Annotated in this window: 1 protein-coding gene; it reads right to left on the bottom strand. The window is 64.5% G+C overall.

The annotated features are described in order from the left end of the window. The coding region (locus J5M58_RS26365) for a glycosyltransferase (RefSeq protein WP_207880289.1) at window positions 1-501 on the bottom strand (501 nt) is incomplete at both ends.

Below are 501 nucleotides of genomic sequence, written 5' to 3'. Positions count from 1 at the left end.
CGGCCGAGCCGAGCGAGAGGATCACGCCGATGAACGACAGCCATTGCAGCGGCACGACCGAGAAGCCCGTGACGAGATCGAAGTTCAGGCGGATCAGGCTGTACAGCGAGTATTTCGATTCGCCCGCGAAGCGCTCTTCGTGCGCGACCTCGATTTCGGTCGGGTTTTGCGCGAACGTGTACGCGAGCGCGGGGATGAACGTGTTCACCTCGCCGCAGCGGTTGATCGTGTCGATGATGTGGCGGCTGTACGCGCGCAGCATGCAGCCCTGGTCGGTCATCTTGATGCGCGTGATGCGCTCGCGCAGCCGGTTCATCGCGGCCGACGCCTTGCGGCGGAACAGGCTGTCCTGGCGCTGCAGCCGGATCGAGCCGACGTAGTCGTAGCCTTCGCGCATCTTCGCGATCAGCTTGCCGATTTCCTCCGGCGGGTTCTGCAGATCGGCGTCGAGCGTGATGACGATCTCGCCGCGCGACTGCTCGAAGCCCGCAAGGATCGCCA

The organism is Pseudomonas sp. 32_A, from assembly GCF_017490905.1.
GTDB classification, from domain to species: Bacteria; Pseudomonadota; Gammaproteobacteria; order Pseudomonadales; family Pseudomonadaceae; genus Aquipseudomonas; species Aquipseudomonas inefficax.
This window is presented reverse-complemented; position numbering and strand designations above follow the sequence as displayed.